General features: G+C 70.6%; 10 protein-coding genes. 5 read left to right on the top strand and 5 right to left on the bottom strand.

Going from position 1 to position 14,026, the window contains the following annotated elements; translation table 11 throughout:
• From ACFQ79_RS20455 to ACFQ79_RS20440, 4 genes are all read left to right on the top strand, one after another.
• Entirely contained in the window at positions 1–942 is a 942-nt protein-coding gene (locus tag ACFQ79_RS20455) for an RluA family pseudouridine synthase (protein WP_073916813.1), read from the top strand.
• Positions 939–1,415 (top strand): GNAT family N-acetyltransferase, encoded by a 477-nt coding sequence (locus ACFQ79_RS20450; protein ID WP_383585441.1) that lies wholly within the window; start codon positions 939–941, stop codon positions 1,413–1,415. The genes ACFQ79_RS20455 and ACFQ79_RS20450 overlap by 4 nt, the downstream gene beginning before the upstream one ends.
• Before the next feature lie 112 nt (positions 1,416–1,527).
• Positions 1,528–3,114, top strand: coding sequence for a Na+/H+ antiporter (locus ACFQ79_RS20445; protein ID WP_383585438.1), 1,587 nt, complete (start codon positions 1,528–1,530; stop codon positions 3,112–3,114).
• Positions 3,115–3,183: 69 nt separating this feature from the next.
• Positions 3,184–3,753 (top strand): dienelactone hydrolase family protein, encoded by a 570-nt coding sequence (locus ACFQ79_RS20440; protein WP_383585436.1) that lies wholly within the window; start codon positions 3,184–3,186, stop codon positions 3,751–3,753.
• 66 nt (positions 3,754–3,819) lie between these two features.
• Here ACFQ79_RS20440 and ACFQ79_RS20435 read toward each other — a convergent pair whose 3' ends face one another.
• From ACFQ79_RS20435 to ACFQ79_RS20415, 5 genes are all read right to left on the bottom strand, one after another.
• Entirely contained in the window at positions 3,820–4,791 is a 972-nt protein-coding gene (locus ACFQ79_RS20435; protein ID WP_383585433.1) for a zinc metalloprotease, read from the bottom strand.
• A 336-nt stretch (positions 4,792–5,127) separates the two neighbouring features.
• Entirely contained in the window at positions 5,128–6,777 is a 1,650-nt protein-coding gene (locus ACFQ79_RS20430) for an alkaline phosphatase D family protein (RefSeq protein ID WP_383585431.1), read from the bottom strand.
• Positions 6,778–7,106: 329 nt separating this feature from the next.
• Positions 7,107–7,922, bottom strand: a complete 816-nt coding sequence (locus ACFQ79_RS20425; protein ID WP_383585428.1) for a DsbA family protein — start codon at positions 7,920–7,922, stop codon at positions 7,107–7,109.
• Between the two features lie 59 nt (positions 7,923–7,981).
• On the bottom strand, positions 7,982–8,668 hold the full coding sequence (locus ACFQ79_RS20420; RefSeq protein WP_383585536.1) for a hypothetical protein: 687 nt from the start codon (positions 8,666–8,668) through the stop codon (positions 7,982–7,984).
• A gap of 177 nt (positions 8,669–8,845) precedes the next feature.
• Positions 8,846–10,195: a DUF2252 domain-containing protein gene (locus ACFQ79_RS20415; protein WP_383585425.1), complete on the bottom strand. Its 1,350-nt coding sequence runs from the start codon at positions 10,193–10,195 to the stop codon at positions 8,846–8,848.
• A gap of 190 nt (positions 10,196–10,385) precedes the next feature.
• Here ACFQ79_RS20415 and dnaE point away from each other — a divergent pair, with 190 nt between their 5' ends.
• Positions 10,386–13,925: a DNA polymerase III subunit alpha gene (gene dnaE, locus ACFQ79_RS20410; protein ID WP_383585423.1), complete on the top strand. Its 3,540-nt coding sequence runs from the start codon at positions 10,386–10,388 to the stop codon at positions 13,923–13,925.
• Positions 13,926–14,026: the final 101 nt, after the last annotated feature.

Here is a 14,026-nt window from a genome sequence, read left to right as displayed (position 1 = left end):
GTGAGTACGAGTCCCGAGATCCGCACGCTGCCCGTTCCCGATGGCCTGGAGGGCGAGCGCGTCGACGCCGCCATCGCCCGTATGTTCGGGTTCTCCCGCACGAAGGCGGCCGAGCTGGCCGCCGCAGGGAAGGTCCAGGTCGACGGCTCCGTCGTCGGCAAGTCCGAGCGGGTGAGCGGCGGCGCGTGGCTCGAGGTCGAGATGCCGGGCGCGGCCGCACCGGTGCAGATCGTCGCCGAACCCGTCGAGGGCATGGAGATCGTCCACGACGACGACGACATCGTCGTGATCATGAAGCCGATCGGTGTGGCCGCCCACCCCAGCCCCGGCTGGACCGGCACCACGGTCATCGGCGGCCTCGCCGCCGCCGGGTACCGCATCTCCACCTCCGGCGCCGCCGAGCGCCAGGGCATCGTGCACCGCCTCGACGTCGGCACCTCCGGTCTGATGGTGGTCGCCAAGTCGGAGTACGCGTACACCTCGCTCAAGCGCCAGTTCAAGGAGCGCACGGTCGACAAGCGCTACCACGCGCTGGTGCAGGGCCACCCCGACCCGATGAGCGGCACCATCGACGCCCCCATCGGCCGGCACCCGAACCACGACTACAAGTGGGCGGTCACCGCCGACGGCAAGGCGTCCGTCACGCACTACGACCTCATCGAGGCGTACCGCTCGGCCTCGCTCCTCGACATCAAGCTGGAGACGGGCCGCACCCACCAGATCCGGGTGCACATGTCCGCCCACCGCCACCCCTGCGTCGGTGACCTCACGTACGGCGCCGACCCGACGATCGCCAAGCGCCTCGGTCTGACCCGGCAGTGGCTGCACGCCGTCCGGCTGGGCTTCGAGCACCCGGGCGACGGCTCGTGGGTCGAGTTCGCCAGCACGTACCCCGAAGACCTCCAGAAGGCCCTGGACCGGATCGCGGCGGAGAGCCAGTGAGCGCCCCGCACGCGGCGTACAGCGTCCGTGAGGCGGCCGGTCCCGAGGACCGCGAGGCCTGCTTCGCCGTGCGCCGGGAGGTCTTCGTCGGCGAGCAGGGCGTCCCGCCCGAGCTGGAGTACGACACGTACGACACCACTGCGGTGCACGTGCTCGCCGTGCGCGAGGACGGGCTGCCGCTGGGCACCGGCCGGCTCCTCTTCGGGGCGGACGCGGTCGGCAAGACCGGCGCCGACGCCTCGGTGGGCTCGCTCGGCCGGCTCGCGGTCTCGAAGGCCGCGCGTGGCCTCGGCGTCGGCGCCGCGCTCGTGCGGGGCATCGAGGACGTGGCGCGCGAGCGCGGTCTGACCGCCGTCGACCTGCACGCGCAGACCCACGCGCTCGGTTTCTACGAGCGGCTCGGCTACGAGGCGTACGGCCCCGAGTTCCCGGACGCGGACATGCCGCACCGGGCCATGCGCAGGGCTCTGTAGGGCCCGCACGGCGCCAGGAGCGCTCGGCCGCGCCCTCTGGCGCACCCGCCGCGAGCGGGCGCACACAGGGGGCAGTCGTCGTGAAAACGGACATACGTGACAGGGTGTGTCCGTGGATCAATTGGCCCTGTTGTTCTTGCTGCTGCTCGGCGCGCTGCTGACGGTCCCCCTCGGCGAGCGGCTCGGGCTGCCCGCGCCCGTCCTGATGACCCTCGTCGGGATCGGGCTGGCCGTCCTGCCCTTCGTACCGAACGTCGAGGTGCCGCCGGAGTTCATCCTTCCGCTGGTGCTGCCGCCGCTGCTCTACGCCTCCGTGCAGCGGACCTCCTGGCGTCAGTTCGCGGCCAACAGGCGGCCGATCTTCCTGCTCGCGGTCGCCCTCGTGTTCGTCACCACGGCCGCCGTCGGGGCCGTCGCCAACGCCCTCGTGCCCGGCATTCCGCTGGCCGCCGCGATCGCGCTCGGCGCCCTCGTCGCCCCGCCCGACCCGGTCGCGGCGACCGCCGTCGCCGGCTCGCTGGGGCTGCCGCGGCGGCTGGTGTCGATCCTGGAGGGCGAGGGCCTCTTCAACGACGTCACCGCGATCGTGCTATACCACGTGGCCATCGCCGCCGCGGTCAGCGGCTCCTTCTCCTGGCCCGACGCGCTCGGCGAGTTCGTCCTCTCCGCGGTGGTCGCCGTGGCCGTGGGCCTGGCGCTCGGCTACCTCTCCAACAAGCTCATCGGGCTGCTCGGCGACGCCACCCTCCAGACCGGCCTCACCCTCCTCGTGCCCTTCGTGAGCTACGTCCTCGCCGAGGAGCTGCACGGCTCCGGCGTCCTCGCCGTCCTGGTCACCGCCCTCTTCCTCGCCGAGCACGCGGCCGACGCCGACGACGTGATGGGCCGGCTCGCCGGGCAGACCTTCTGGCAGATCGTCGACACCCTCGTCACCGGCATCGCCTTCGGCCTCATCGGGCTCGAACTCGTGCATGTCTTCGGGGTGGCCGAGGGACGCGGCTGGCAGATGCTCGGCTGGGGCGCCGCCGTCGTCGGAGTGGTCGTCGGCGTCCGGCTGCTGTGGCTGCTGCCGGCGACCTGGCTGGCGAAACGGCTGCACACCCGCCGGGACATCGACGAGGAGATCCCGACCAGCTGGCGGGAGACCATCGTCATGTGGTGGGCGGGGATGCGGGGTGTGGCCTCGGTGGCGCTCGCGCTCGCCATCCCGCTCCGCACCGACGACGGCGCGCCCTTCCCCGGCCGCGACGAGATCGTCTTCATCGCCTTCTGTGTGATCATCGCCACGCTCGTCGTCCAGGGACTCACCCTGCCCTGGCTGGTGAAGCGGCTCGGCGTACGGGCCGACGCGGACGCCGAGCGGATCCTCGAGCGGGACCTCGCGATCCGGGCCGCGAAGGCCGCCAGGCGCAGGCTCAAGGAGATCGAGGAGGTGGAGGAGCTGCCGGAGGAGGTCCAGGAGCGGCTGCTGCGCGGGGCGTACGACATCGGGGCGCGGATCAGTCCGGACATGGTCGACGAGGAGCGGCGGGCGGCGTTCGTCGAGCGGACGAAGCGCTTCAAGGCGGTGCAGCGGATCCAGCGGGAGCTGATGTCGGCCGCCCGGCACGAGGTGCTCGCGGCCCGCAGCGAACCGGGCGCCGACCCGGAGGTGGTGGACCGGGTGCTGCGTCAGCTGGACGTGCGCAGCATGCGGTGAGGGGGCGCGGGCGGGGGTGGGTGGGCCGGGGGGCCTGAGTCCCGTGGGCCGGGTGGCAGGATGGGACGCATGGACATCATGCTCTTCCACTCGGCCTACGGGCTGACCCCTTCCGTCGAGGCCGCTGCCGAGCGGCTCCGTGCCGCCGGGCACCAGGTCTGGACCCCGGACCTCTACGGAGGCCGGACGGTCGGGACCGTGGAGGAGGGCGTGGAGCTCCGGGACGAGATCGGCAAGGACGAGCTGCTGAAGCGGGCGGTCCTCGCCGCCGCCCCGTACTCCGAGCGCGGACTCGTCTACATGGGCCTCTCCCTCGGGGCCTCGATCGCGCAGACCCTGGCGCTCGGCGACGAGAAGGCGCGCGGGCTGCTGCTCTTCCACGGCACCTCGGACCTCGCGGAGTCGGCCACGGTGGACGAGCTGCCCGTGCAGCTGCACGTGGCCGATCCCGACCCCTTCGAGACGCACGACTGGCTGTCGTCCTGGTACCTGCAGATGCGCAAGGCCGGGGCGGACGTGGAGATCTACCGCTACCCGGGAGCGGGGCACGTGTTCACGGACCCGGAGCTCCCCGACTGGGACGAGGAGTCGGCCGACCGGACGTGGTCGGTGGCGCTGGCCTTCCTGGACAGCCTGTAGGACCGCGGTGAACGGGTGTGGCCCCCGGGGGAGTTCCCCCGGGGGCCACACCCGTGTGGGGCCGGATCAGGCGCGGTACGCCGTCCAGTAGTCGTTCATCCGGGTCACCTGGCCCGAGGTGAACTGGTACATGCAGGCGTCGTACGTGTAGTCCATGAAGTTGTGGATCGGGTCCACGCCGGCCTTGTTGGTGCAGGTGTCACGGCCGGTCGGGCACTCGTAGGCGGGGCTCTTCTCGGCCGGGGTGTCGGCGACGCCGTCGCCGCTGCCGCTGCAGCCGCCCTGGAAGGTGTGGTAGAGGCCCATCCAGTGGCCGACCTCGTGGGTGGCGGTGTCGCCCTGGTTGTAGTTGGCCGCGGAGCCGCCCGGGAGCGAGGCGTCGAGGACGACGACACCGTCCATGGACGGGTTCGAGGCGTACGAGGACGGGAAGGTCGCCCAGCCGAGGAGGCCGCCGCCCAGGTTGGCGGTGTAGAAGTTCAGCGCGCCCGCGCCGCCCTTGCGGAGGGTCTGCTTCATCTGCTTCTCGGCGGTGGAGCCGGAGGACAGGTTGTACCAGGACGCGTTGTCCGTGTAGTCGGTGCCGGCCAGGGTGAACTGGAAGTTGGAGTTCACGTTGCCGGTGCCCTGGCCCGCGTAGGCCGCGTTCAGGACGTTCATCTGGTTGGTGATCGCGGTCGCGGAGAGCTTGCCCGTCGTACCGGAGTGGATGACGTGGAAGTAGACGGGGATGTTCACCACCGCGGCGGCTCTGTCGGCGGAGCCGCTGAGGCGGGCCTCGGAGCGGGCGGCGGACAGCTTCTTCTTGAAGTCGGCGTCCATGGCCGCGGCCTTGGCGGCCGTGACCTCGTTCGGCTCGGCGGCGTGGCCGTCGGCGCCGCGCGCCTTGCGGGCGCCGGAGAGGGCGCCGGCGTCGTCGGCGCACTCCTCGGCGGAGGCGCCGGCCAGGGTGGTGGTGCCGCTCGCGACCGGGGCGGAGAGCGGGGCAAGGGCCAGGGTTCCGGCCATGACGGCCGTACCGAGCATCCGGCGTGACATACGCGGTGATATGCGGACAAGAGCACGCATGGTGACTCCTCGTGGGGGGTGAGGGGAGGAACTTCCTCCGCCACGCCGGGGAGATTACGCGTCCATGTCAGCCACCGTTGAGGAGTGATCAAGCCCAATCATTCGGGGGGCGATTCGGGGCATCGGGAAGAAATTCTTGTGCTGTTTCCGGAGTTTGAGACCTCGACGTAACAGCGGAGGCGACGGAGGCGGGTGGTGTGTCCGGATTCGATCTCCGAAACCAGCCACCCGCCGTAGCGATGTGATCTCCCGTTAACAGAAGAGATCATGGCTGAAAAGCATCGCTCATGGGCCGTCAGGGAGCCATCAACGGACCGGCTGGTACACCCGCTCGACACGCTGCGTTCCGCTCAGCGTCCGGTACGAGCGCGCCCAGGACGTCGTCGCGGCCGGGTCCGTCTTGTCGGAGACCGTGTAGTAGTCCATCTGCGAGCGCTCGGCGGTCACGTCGAGCACGCCGTAGCCGTGGTGGTCCATGTCCACCCACTTCACGTGCCGGTTGGCGGCCTTCACGGCGCCCGCGGCCACCACCGAGAGCGTCCCCGGAGCCACGTGCAGCAGGTCGTCCAGGTTGTCCGAGGTCACCGAGGTGACCACGAACTCGGTCGCGGCGGACGCCGAGAAGGGGTACGTCGCCGCCTTCACCGGTACGTCGTTGGCCCAGGCCATGTGGATGTCGCCGGTCAGGAAGACCGTGTTGCGGATCGCCCGCGAGGTGAGGTGCCCGAGCAGCTCCTTGCGGTCGTCCGTGTAGCCGTCCCACTGGTCGACGTTGACCGCGAGCCCCTCCTTCGGCAGGCCCATCAGCTCGGCGAGCGGCTCCAGGAGGTGGGCGGGCAGGGCGCCGAAGGCGATCGGCGAGATCATCACCGAGGTGCCGACCAGCTGCCAGGTCGCGTCCGAGCCCGCGAGCCCGGACTTCAGCCAGTCAAGCTGCGCGCGGCCGGTGATGCTGCGCGCCGGGTCGTCGACCGAACCGCTGCCGGTCTTCGCCGGCGCGGAGCGGAACGAACGCAGGTCGAGGAGGTGCAGATCGGCCAGCTTGCCGAAGCGCAGCCGCCGGAAGACCGTGCCCTCGGTGGACGCGCGGACCGGCATCCACTCGAAGTAGGCCTGCTTGGCCGCGGCGACCCGGGCCGCCCAGTCGCCCTCGGCGCCGGGCGTGTGGTTCTCGGCCCCGCCCTCCCAGGCGTCGTTGGCGAACTCGTGGTCGTCCCAGATGGCGATGACCGGGTGGGCCGCGTGCAGCGCCTGGAGGTCGGCGTCCGTCTTGTAGTGGCCGTGCCGGGTGCGGTAGTCGGCCAGCGAGACGATCTCGTGGCGCGGCTCGTGCTGCCGGACGGTGTACTTCGCCTCGGGGTACGTGCCGCTGCCGTACTCGTACACGTAGTCGCCGAGGTGGAGGATCGCGTCCAGGTCGGCGCGGGCGGCGAGATGGCGGTACGCGGAGAAGTGCCCGGCCTCCCAGTTCGCGCAGGAGACCACACCGAACCGCACGCCCGGCGCGGCGGCGTCGACGGCCGGGGTGGTGCGGGTGCGGGCGGCGGGGGAGACGGCGGATCCCGCGGTGAAGCGGAACCAGTAGGAGGTGGCCGGGCGCAGGCCCCGGACGTCCGCCTTCACCGTGTGGTCGGAGCCGGCGCTCGCCGTGCTCGTGCCGGAGGCGACGATCCGCGCGAAGCCGCGGTCCTCGGCGAGCTCCCAGCCGACCTGGACGTCGGGGCCGAGGCCGGAGCCGGGCACGGCTTCGGGGGTGGGGGTGACGCGCGTCCAGAGCAGGACGCCGTCGGGCAGCGGGTCGCCGGAGGCGACGCCGTGGAGGAACGCGGGCGCCCCGGGGGCCGCGTGGGCCGTGGCGGCCGCGCCGAGGAGGGCGGGCGCGGTGACGGCGGTGACGGCGGCGGCCTTGACGACCGTGCGCCGCGTGGGGGCGGAGGATATGAAACGACTGGTCACGGGCAGTCAGATTACTGGCGGGTACGGTGGGTGGGGAGGGGCTTGCGGGAAAGTTCGCCGGATTGTCGCCCCCAGGTCGCATCCGGCCCCGCGGCGGCGGCGCTTCCGGGGGCGGCCGGCCTGACCCGGCATCAGAACGGCTTTCCCCGGGGCGGTTCCGCGGGGAGGCCGCTCGCCCCGGGAGGGACCGGCGGGACGCCGCCCTCGGGGTGGGCGGCAAGGTCCACGGGGCCGTCGGCACCAGGGGGGATTCGCCCCCGCATGCGACTTCGCTCCCTGACCCGCCGGGCGGATCAGGGAGCGAAGGAGGCCGTTCCGTACGGTCCGGGTCAGCCCTTGAGGGCCGTGCCGATCGCCGTCTCGAACTCCGGCGCGGTCATCGGCGGGTTGTCGGAGCCCGCCACCGTCACCGGCTTGCCGTCCATCTTCAGCGTCGGGGTGCCCGTCACGCCGCTGTCGTCGAAGGCCTTCGACATCTTCATCGCCCAGGCGTCGAAGGTGCCGTCCTCGACGTTCTTCTTGAACGCGGCGTTGCCCTTGAGGGCCGGCACCGAGTCCGCCACCTCGAGGAGGTAGGAGTCCTTGGCGAACTTGTCGTCGTTCTCCTCAGGGTGGAACTTCGCCGAGTAGAGCGCCGCCTTGTACTTCAGGAAGGCCTCGGGGCTCACGTCGAGGGCCGCGCCGAGCGCCGAGAGGGCGTTCTTCGAGCCCTCGCCCGTGGCGGCGTCGTCGATGAAGGTGGCACCGACGTACTTGATCTTGTACTTGCCGGCTTCGACGTCCTTCTCGACCGTGGAGCCCACGGACTGCTCGAAGGTCGCGCAGACCGGGCAGCGCGAGTCCTCGTAGAGCTCCAGGGTCTTCTTCGCGGTCGGCTTGCCGACGACGACGGTCGTGCCGTTCGTGCCCGAGGTGTTCTTCGGGGCGGTCACGGTGGTCGCCTTCGCGGCCGACTCCCACGCGGAGGGCTGGTTCGACCGGACCACCGCGTAGCCGATGCCGCCGGCCGCCGCGAGGACGGCCACGGCCGAGACGCCGACGACGAGCTGCCGGCGGGCCCGGTCCTTCTTCGCCTGGTGCTCGCGCTCGACGCGCAGACGCTCGCGGGCGGCAGCCTTGTTGGCCTGGTTGTTGCGTGCACTCATGATCGTGATCTCCGTGACGGTGAGGAATGAAGGGGTACCGCGTGCCTGGGGCGCGTCGCTCAGACGAGAGCGAGGCGCGGGCACGGCGGTCCCCGCCGTCCCACGGAGTGGGTGAGGAGCCGGGTACGGGAGGGCCGGGGCCGTCCCGCGGGCCGCCCGGCGCGCCGCGGCGCCGGACCACCGGTACGGAAGAGGGCCGCCACCAGGAGCAGCGGCCGGAACGCGAAGGCCGCCACCGCGCCGAGCAGCCGGGCGAGCGCCCGCTCCCCGCCGCGCAGCCAGACCGCCGCGAAGAGCCCGACGCCCACATGGGCCAGGAGCAGCAGCCAGGGCAGCGCCGGGTCGGGGGAGTCGAGGAGCGCGGCCGCCGTGCCGCTCTCGGGGGCGGCCACGCCGGGCAGCGGCGTGCCGACGGCGCCGCCGCAGAAGACCTCCACGCCGACCGCGCGCAGCGATCCGGCGACCGGGCCGCCTGCGGCGCCGTAACAGACGGCCTGGCCGCTGGTGAAGAGTGTGTCGGCCGCCAGTTCCAGCGGGACGAGGAGCCCGGCGATCGGGCCGAGGCCCCGCTCGCGGCCCGCGAGGGCGTACGCCACCGCGAAGACGCCGACGGCGACCGGGACGACCGTCCCGAGCGGCAGCGGCACGCGTGAGAGCAGCACGTGGGACGCCACGGACAGCGTCACGACCAGAGCCGTGAAGAACGCCGCCCGCAGCGCCCTCAGCTGCGTCCCTGCCATGTCCATCGTCGTGGAGTGTGCCATGCCGGTCCGTAAAACGCCCTTAAAGGCAGTCTGTGAACGGCCCCGGAGGCCCCGGGAATCCCCGTGGGCCCCGGGAATCCCCGTGGGCCCCGGGAATCCCCCGAGGGCCCCGGGAATCCCCCGAGGGCCCCGGGAATCCGCCGTGGCCCCGGGAATCCGCTACAGCCCCGGGATCCGGCCGTTGCGGAAGAGGTCCACGAAGATCTGGTGGTCGGCCCGCGCCCGCGCCCCGTACGTGTGGGCGAAGTCCACCAGGAGCTCCGCGAAGCCGTCCTCGTCGGCGGCGATCGCCGCGTCGATGGCCCGCTCCGTCGAGAACGGCACCAGCGAGTGCCCGCTGGAGTCGTCCGCCGCCGCGTGCATGGTGGCCGTCGCCCGGCCCAGGTCGGCGACGGTGGCCGCTATGTCCTGCGGGTCGTCGATGTCCGACCAGTCGAGGTCCACCGCGTACGGCGAGACCTCCGCGACCAGCTGCCCGGCGCCGTCCAGCTCCGTCCAGCCGAGCCACGGGTCGGCGTGCGCCTGGAGCGCCCGCTGCGAGATCACGGTGCGGTGGCCCTCGTGCTGGAAGTACTCCCGCACCGCCGCGTCCGTCACGTGGCGGGAGACCGCCGGGGTCTGCGCCTGCTTGAGGTAGATCACGACGTCGTTCTCCAGGGCGTCGCTGTTGCCCTCCAGGAGGATGTTGTACGACGGGAGACCGGCGGAGCCGATGCCGATCCCGCGCCGCCCGACGACGTCCTTGACCCGGTACGAGTCGGGGCGGGCCAGGCTGGACTCCGGCAGGGTCTCCAGGTAGCCGTCGAAGGCCGCCAGGACCTTGTAGCGCGCGGCCGCGTCCAGCTCGATCGCGCCCCCGCCCGCGGAGAAGCGGCGCTCGTAGTCCCGGATCTCCGTCATCGACTCCAGGAGCCCGAAGCGGGTCATGGAGCGGGCGTCGCGCAGCGCGTCGAGCAGCGCGCCCTCGGCCGTGTCCAGCGTGAACGGGGGCAGCTCGTCGTTCTTCGCGCCGGTCGCGAGGGCGTGGATCCGCTCCCGGTAGGAGGCGGCGTAGATCCGGACCAGGTGGCTGATCTGCTCGTCGCTCAGCGCCTTCGCGTAGCCGATGAGGGCGAGCGAGGCCGCGAGCCGCTTGAGGTCCCAGGTGAAGGGGCCGACGTACGCCTCGTCGAAGTCGTTGACGTTGAAGATCAGCCGTCCGTTGGCGTCCATGTACGTGCCGAAGTTCTCGGCGTGCAGGTCGCCGTGGATCCAGACCCGGCCGGTGCGCTCGTCCAGGTAGGGCCCGACGGCGTGGTTCCCGTCCGCCCGCCCGGCGCTCTCCCGCTCCTGGTCGGCGTAGAACAGACAGGCCGTGCCCCGGTAGAAGGCGAAGGCCGAGCCGGCCATCTTCCGGAACTTGACGCGGAAGGCCGCGGGGTCGGCGGCGAGGAGCTCGCCGAAGGCGGTGTCGAAGACGGCGAGGATGTGCTCACCGCGCTCCGTGGCGGTGGGCTGGGGGACCGACATCGAGGTGCCTCCTGGTACCGGACGTGCTGCAAGACTGTTCATGACAATTTGGACAGGTGTTCCGTGTCTCTCAACGCGCGACCCTAGCCGCGAGTGCCCGACGCCTGTCAGTCCGGAGACGTAGACTTCCACGCTGTCCCCCCAGACTGTCCGCAGCCTGTCGACTCCTGTTTTCCGGAGGCCTCCCGCCGTGACCAAGCCGCCCTTCACGCACCTCCACGTCCACACCCAGTACTCGCTGCTGGACGGTGCCGCGCGGCTGAAGGACATGTTCAACGCGTGCAACGAGATGGGCATGACCCACATCGCGATGTCGGACCACGGCAACCTGCACGGGGCGTACGACTTCTTCCACACGGCGAAGAAGGCCGGGGTCACGCCGATCATCGGCATCGAGGCGTACGTCGCCCCCGAGTCGCGGCGGAACAAGCGGAAGATCCAGTGGGGGCAGCCGCACCAGAAGCGGGACGACGTCTCCGGTTCCGGTGGTTACACCCACAAGACGATCTGGGCGGCCAACGCCACCGGACTCCACAACCTCTTCAAGCTCTCCTCCGACGCGTACGCCGAGGGCTGGCTGCAGAAGTGGCCCCGGATGGACAAGGAGACCATCTCCCAGTGGTCGGAGGGGCTCATCGCCTCCACCGGCTGCCCCTCGGGCGAGCTGCAGACCCGGCTCCGGCTCGGCCAGTTCGACGAGGCGCTGAAGGCCGCCTCCGAGTACCAGGACATCTTCGGCAAGGACCGGTACTTCCTGGAGCTGATGGACCACGGCATCGAGATCGAGCGCCGGGTCCGCGACGGACTCCTGGAGATCGGCAAGAAGCTCGGCATCCCGCCGCTCGTCACCAACGACTCGCACTACACGTACGCGCACGAGTCGACCGCGCACGACGCCCTGCTCTGCATCCAGACCGGCAAGAACCTCTCCGACCCGGACCGCTTCCGCTTCGACGGCACCGGCTACTACCTGAAGTCCACGGACGAGATGTACGCCATCGACTCCTCGGACGCCTGGCAGGAGGGCTGCCGCAACACCCTCCTGGTCGCCGAGCAGATCGACACCACCGGCATGTTCGTCGAGAAGAACCTCATGCCGAAGTTCGACATCCCGGAGGGCTACACCGACACGACCTGGTTCCGCGAGGAGACCATGCGGGGCATGCACCGCCGCTTCCCCGGGGGCATCCCCGAGGACCGCATGAAGCAGGTCGAGTACGAGATGGACACGATCATCTCGATGGGCTTCCCCGGCTACTTCCTCGTCGTCGCCGACTTCATCATGTGGGCGAAGAAGCAGGGCATCGCCGTGGGCCCCGGCCGAGGCTCCGCGGCCGGCTCGATCGTCGCGTACGCCATGGGCATCACCGACCTCGACCCGATCCCGCACGGACTGATCTTCGAGCGCTTCCTCAACCCCGAGCGCGTCTCGATGCCCGATGTCGACATCGACTTCGACGAGCGTCGGCGCGTCGAGGTGATCCGGTACGTGACGGAGAAGTACGGCTCCGACAAGGTCGCCATGATCGGCACGTACGGCAAGATCAAGGCGAAGAACGCCATCAAGGACTCCGCGCGCGTCCTGGGCTACCCCTACGCCATGGGCGACCGGCTCACCAAGGCCATGCCCGCCGACGTCCTCGGCAAGGGCATCGACCTCAACGGCATCACCGACCCCTCGCACCCGCGCTACAGCGAGGCCGGCGAGATCCGCGCGATGTACGAGAACGAGCCGGACGTCAAGAAGGTCATCGACACCGCCCGGGGCGTCGAGGGCCTGGTCCGGCAGATGGGCGTCCACGCGGCCGGCGTGATCATGTCCAGCGAGCCGATCGTCGACCACGCGCCCATCTGGGTGCGGCACACCGACGGCGTGACCATCACGCAGTGGGACTACCCCCAGTGCGAGTCGCTCGGCCTGATCAAGATGGACTTCCTGGGTCTCAGGAACCTCACGATCATGGACGACGCCGTCAAGATGGTGAAGGCCAACAAGGGCATCGACCTCGACCTGCTGGCCCTGCCGCTGGACGACCCCAAGACGTACGAACTGCTCTGCCGCGGTGACACCCTCGGCGTCTTCCAGTTCGACGGCGGACCCATGCGTTCGCTGCTGCGGCTGATGAAGCCCGACAACTTCGAAGACATCTCCGCCGTCTCGGCCCTGTACCGGCCGGGCCCGATGGGCATGAACTCGCACACGAACTACGCCCTGCGCAAGAACAAGCAGCAGGAGATCACCCCGATCCACCCCGAGCTGGAGAAGCCGCTCGAAGAGGTGCTCGCGGTCACCTACGGCCTGATCGTGTACCAGGAGCAGGTGCAGAAGGCCGCCCAGATCATCGCCGGGTACTCCCTCGGCGAGGCCGACATCCTCCGACGCGTGATGGGCAAGAAGAAGCCCGAGGAGCTGGCGAAGAACTTCGTCATCTTCCAGGAGGGCGCGAAGAAGAACGGCTACACCGACGAGGCCATCCAGGCGCTCTGGGACGTGCTGGTCCCCTTCGCCGGCTACGCCTTCAACAAGGCGCACTCCGCCGCATACGGCCTGGTCTCCTACTGGACCGCCTACCTCAAGGCGAACTACCCCGCCGAGTACATGGCCGGTCTGCTCACCTCGGTCAAGGACGACAAGGACAAGTCCGCCGTCTACCTCAACGAGTGCCGCCGGATGGGCATCAAGGTCCTCCCGCCGAACGTGAACGAGTCCGAGTCGAACTTCGCCGCCCAGGGCGACGACGTGATCCTCTTCGGCCTCTCCGCCGTCCGCAACGTCGGCACGAACGTCGTCGAGTCGATCATCAAGTCGCGCAAGGCGAAGGGGAAGTACTCGACCTTCCCCGACTTCCTCGACAAGGTCGAGGCCGTCGTCTGCAACAAGCGGACCATCGAGTCGCTGATCAAGGCCGGCGCCTTCGACGAGATGGGCCACACCCGCAAGGGCATGGTCGCCCACCACGAACCGATGATCGACAACGTGGTGGCGGTCAAGCGCAAGGAGGCCGAGGGACAGTTCGACCTGTTCGGCGGCATGGGCGACGAGTCCGCCGACGAGCCCGGCTTCGGCCTGGACGTCGAGTTCTCCGACGTCGAGTGGGAGAAGTCCTACCTGCTCGCCCAGGAGCGCGAGATGCTCGGCCTGTACGTCTCCGACCACCCGCTCTTCGGCATCGAGCACGTCCTGTCCGACAAGACGGACGCGGCGATCTCCCAGCTCACCGGCGGCGAGCACTCCGACGGCGCGGTCGTCACCATCGGCGGCATCATCTCCGGCCTCCAGCGGAAGATGACCAAGCAGGGCAACGCCTGGGCCATCGCCACCGTCGAGGACCTCGCCGGCTCCATCGAGTGCATGTTCTTCCCGGCCACCTACCAGCTGGTCTCCACCCAGCTCGTCGAGGACACGGTCGTCTTCGTGAAGGGCCGGCTCGACAAGCGCGAGGACGTGCCCCGGCTCGTCGCCATGGAGCTGATGGTCCCCGACCTGTCGAACGCCGGGACCAACGCTCCGGTGATCCTCACCATCCCCACCGTCAAGGTGACCCCGCCGATGGTCACCCGCCTCGGCGAGATCCTGGGCCACCACAAGGGCAACACCGAGGTACGGATCAAGCTCCAGGGCCCCCGGACCACGACCGTGCTGCGCCTCGACCGGCACCGGGTGCAGGCCGATCCGGCGCTCTTCGGCGACCTGAAGGTGCTGCTCGGCCCGTCCTGCCTGGCCGGCTGACCGACCGTCCCGCCCGGCCGCCGGGCGGGACCTCCCGCACACGCGCAAGGGGCGCGCCCCGGGGCACCGGGCCGCCCCCTTGCCCGAAGCCGTGGGCGGGC

The sequence above is a fragment of the Streptomyces sp. NPDC056480 genome, assembly GCF_042795405.1.
Lineage (GTDB): Bacteria > Actinomycetota > Actinomycetes > Streptomycetales > Streptomycetaceae > Streptomyces.
The sequence above is the reverse complement of the archived record's forward strand: the minus strand, read 5'-3'. Positions and strand labels throughout refer to the sequence as shown.